Annotated in this window: 4 protein-coding genes and 1 pseudogene; 2 read left to right on the forward strand and 3 right to left on the reverse strand. The window is 69.4% G+C overall.

Going from position 1 to position 3,884, the window contains the following annotated elements:
- From ACWC09_RS52285 to ACWC09_RS52295, 3 genes are all read right to left on the reverse strand, one after another.
- Window positions 1-425 (reverse strand): carbohydrate ABC transporter permease (locus tag ACWC09_RS52285; RefSeq protein ID WP_450859349.1); only part of this gene is annotated, 425 nt, incomplete at its 3' end.
- The gene (locus tag ACWC09_RS52290; protein WP_450859355.1) at window positions 422-1,090 is read right to left on the reverse strand and encodes an extracellular solute-binding protein; all 669 of its coding nucleotides are present in this window, start codon (window positions 1,088-1,090) and stop codon (window positions 422-424) included. The genes ACWC09_RS52285 and ACWC09_RS52290, both read right to left, overlap by 4 nt.
- 81 nt (window positions 1,091-1,171) lie before the next feature.
- Window positions 1,172-2,194 (reverse strand): LacI family DNA-binding transcriptional regulator, encoded by a 1,023-nt coding sequence (locus ACWC09_RS52295; protein WP_450859351.1) that lies wholly within the window; start codon window positions 2,192-2,194, stop codon window positions 1,172-1,174.
- A gap of 372 nt (window positions 2,195-2,566) precedes the next feature.
- Here ACWC09_RS52295 and ACWC09_RS52300 point away from each other — a divergent pair.
- A pseudogene (locus ACWC09_RS52300) lies at window positions 2,567-2,710 on the forward strand (hypothetical protein); the annotation flags it as partial.
- Between the two features lie 124 nt (window positions 2,711-2,834).
- On the forward strand, window positions 2,835-3,884 hold a 1,050-nt coding region (locus ACWC09_RS52305; protein WP_450859353.1), incomplete at its 3' end, for an L-serine ammonia-lyase.

Here is a 3,884-nt window from a genome sequence, read left to right on the forward strand (position 1 = left end):
GGTCCGGCGCCGTCCATCTGGGCGGCCTGGAGCAGTTCGCCGGGGATGCCGGACATGAACGCGGTGAAGATGAGGACGGCGAAGGGGACGGCCAGCGTGGAGTCCGCGACGATCAGTCCGGGGACCGACTGGAGCAGGCCGAGTTGGAGTTTGGCGAGCGCGTAGCCGACGGGGGCGGCCAGCGCCACCGTGAGGGCGACGGTGCCCAGGCCGATGACGAGGCTGGTGCCGAGGTAGGGCAACTGCTGGTCGACTACGGCCCGGTAGCCCTCCAGGGTGGCGTGGGCGGGGAACAGGTCGGGCGGGCTCTTGCGCAGGTCCTGGTCGCGGGTGAAGGAGGCGTTGAGCATCCAGTAGACCGGGAAGAGCATGACGGCGGTGAGGGCGAGGCCGACACCGGTCTTCCACCAGCTACGAGTCGTCATGCCAGTGCCTGCTTTCGCTGGACCCTGAAGTACACCAGGCCGAAGACCAGGGCGGCGACGACGAGCAGGTTGCCGACGGCCGCTCCGGGGCCGAAGACGGGCAGCAGGTTGCCGAAGCCGAGCCGGTAGGACCAGGTGGCGAAGGTGGTGGAGGAGTCGGCCGGGCCGCCCTTGGTCATGATCCAGATGATGTCGAAGACCTTGAGCGTGTAGACGAACTCGCCGCCGGTGGGGGCGGAGGCGTTGCCGCCGGAGGCGCCGGGGATGGGCAGGACGCCGTACTCGAAGCCGGCCTTCTCGGCGTTGGCGAGCTGCCAGGTGCCGTTCTCGGCGAACGCGTAGTCGCCGGTGGCGAACTCCTGCCAGCTGGTGGTCTGGGTGTTGTTGAGCACCGAGTTGGGGGCGTAGCCCTTCTTCAGCCAGCCGTTCCACAGGGACAGCGCCGACTCGCCCTGGGGGGAGTCGAGTCGGGTGAGCTTGGCGCCCGCGCCCCAGTACCAGGGCAGGAACTGGAAGCTGCCCTCCTCGGTGCCGATCGCGGAGAAGGTGATCCCCTTCTTGCCGGCCTTCTTCACCTTCTCCAGGGCCGCCGTCAGCGAAGCCCAGTCCTTGACCCAGGCGATGTCGACGCCCGCGGCCTGGAGGACCTTCTTGTTGTAGTACAGGGCAAGTGTGTTGGCGCCTACGGGAGTTCCCTACGTCTTCCCGCCCGACTGGCCTGCGGCGAGGAGGGTGAGCCGGGTGTGTCAGGCGTCGTGGCGCGGGTGCGCGGGGCCGGTACTGGCGCGCAGGGAGATGGGCGGGGTGAGCAGGTGGTGGCGGGGCGCCGCGTCGGGGTGGTCCAGGCGCTCGACGAGCAGTTCGACGGCGAGGCGTCCCATCTGTTCCGCCGGTACGTCCGCCGCGGTGAGCTGCGGGGTCACTGTCTCCGCCCAGCGGCTCGCCACGACTCCGGTGATGGAGAAGTCGTGCGGCACATGGCGGCCCGATGCGGCCAGACCGCGGTAGATGCCGCCCAGCGCGGCCTCGTTGAGGGTGACCACTGCCGTGGTGGCGGGATCGTCGTGCAGGATCCGCTCCACGCAGGCCTCGCCGGAGGAGGGGTCGTCGCCGCAGCAGTACGTGCGGACGGTGAGCCCGCGCTCGGCCGCGGCCTTGGTGAAGCCGTCCAGCCCCCGGTGCGCCGACTCGTACCCGGCGCGCAGCATGCGCTCGGGCCGGTTGACGAAGGCGATCCTGCGGTGGCCCAGGTCGGCCAGGTGGTGGACGCAGGCCGCCGCCAGCGCGGTGTGGTCCAGGCCCACCCACCAGTCGCCGTCCGGCCGCGCGGTGCGGCCGATGCACACGGCGGGGAAGCCCTCGGCGACCAGATGGTCGATCCGGTCGTCCTCCAGCCTGATCTCCATCAGGATCGCGCCGTCGACCCGCCGTTCGGCCAGCAGCCGCTGGAACGAGCGGTCGCTGTCCGCCCCGCTCGGGGAGAGCAGTACGTCGTAGTCGAAGGCAGCCGCGGCCTCCACCACACTGCCGATGAAGTCCAGCTGCATACCGGTGTAGTGGTTTCCGGCCGGCGGGAAGACCAGGCCGAGGGTGCTGGTCCGGCCGTTGGCCAGGGCGCGGGCGCTCGCGTTCGGGCGGTAGCCCAGTTCGTCGATGACCCGCTGGATCTTCTGCCGGGTTTCCTCGGACACCGGGCGCTTGCCGCTGAGCGCGTAGGAGACGGTGCTCCGCGAGACACCGGCCCGCTTGGCGATCTCTCCGATGTTCACGGGGCGCTCCCTGGTCTGTGTCTGCGTCGTCGCCGTCTGCGTCGAGTAGGTCGAATGTAGCGAACCGGTTCGCGAGTGAGCCAGCGGCCGAACCGATCGTCGAACCGGTTCGCGTGAGGGGACGGTAGGAGCGAGCAGGCACGGGTGTCAATGCCTGGCGTGCACTTCCAGGAAATCGACGTCCAATCCGTGCTGTGGGTCTTACTGGCGCTCTTTCGGCGCCGCTAGCCTCCATCGACGTTTTATCGAACCGGTTCGAGTCGCACTCCCGGAGGGCGACTCACTGCCGCTGCTTCTCGACGCACAGGGCATCGATTCACTATCTCTTTCAACGGGACCATCTCTTGACAGTCCCTCTCCGCAGTGGCGACCATGTTTCACATTAAGAATCTAGTTGCGAATTACGCTACAAGCAGGTCGGGCGCGGTCCTGGACGTGAACAGCGCGCTCGCCGAGAACCCCGCAGTGGTCAACTCGGCTCCCTACAGCGAGGGTTGGCCGTTCAGGCTCCGCGCCGAGAGCATCTCGGGCGCCCTGTCCGCCGATGCGTGTGCCGCGCACTGCTGCCTGCGCAAGCAGAGCGGCCGAGCCCGCCGCTCCCCCGGTCCACACCCGCTCCGCTCAGACAAGGAAGCCCGCCGTGGCCATCAGCGCCTTCGACCTCTTCTCCATCGGCATAGGGCCGTCCAGCTCGCACACGGTCGGCCCGATGCGTGCCGCCCGTATGTTCGTCGGCCGCCTGAAGAAGGAGGGCCTGCTCGCGCAGACGGCCTCGGTGCGGGCCGAGCTCTTCGGCTCGCTCGGCGCGACCGGCCACGGCCACGGCACCCCGAAGGCCGTCCTGCTCGGCCTCGAAGGCCATGAACCGCACACGGTCGACGTGGAGTCCGCCGACGCCGAGGCCGACCGCATCACCTCCACCGGACGCCTCCGCCTCCTCGGCGCGGAGATCGGGCCCGCCCACGAGATCGGCTTCGACGCCTCGACGCAGCTGATCCTGCACCGCCGCCGCGCCCTGCCGTACCACGCCAACGGCATGACCCTCTTCGCGTACGACACCGAAGGGATTCCCCTGCTGGAGAAGACGTACTACTCGGTGGGCGGCGGCTTCGTCGTCGACGAGGACGCCGTCGGGCAGGACCGCATCAAGCTCGACGACACCGTCCTCACCTACCCCTTCCGGACCGGCGACGAGCTGCTGCGCCTCACGAAGGAGACCGGCCTGTCGATCTCGGCGCTGATGCTGGAGAACGAGAAGGCGTGGCGCACCGAGGACGAGATCCGCGCGGGGCTGCTGGAGATCTGGCAGGTCATGGAGGCGTGCGTGGCTCGTGGCCTGACACGTGAGGGCATCCTGCCGGGCGGGCTGAAGGTGCGCCGCCGGGCGTCGGCCGTGGCCCGGCAACTGCGCGCCGGGGGCGATCCGTTGGCGCACGCCATGGAGTGGGTCACGTTGTACGCGATGGCGGTGAACGAGGAGAACGCGGCCGGAGGACGTGTGGTGACCGCGCCGACCAACGGCGCGGCCGGCATCATCCCCGCCGTCCTGCACTACTACCTCAACTTCGTCCCCGGCGCGGACGACGACGGTATCGTCCGCTTCCTCCTCGCCGCCGGCGCCATCGGCATGCTCTTCAAGGAGAACGCCTCCATCTCCGGCGCCGAGGTCGGCTGCCAGGGCGAGGTCGGC

This window comes from Streptomyces sp. NPDC001617 (genome assembly GCF_053596855.1).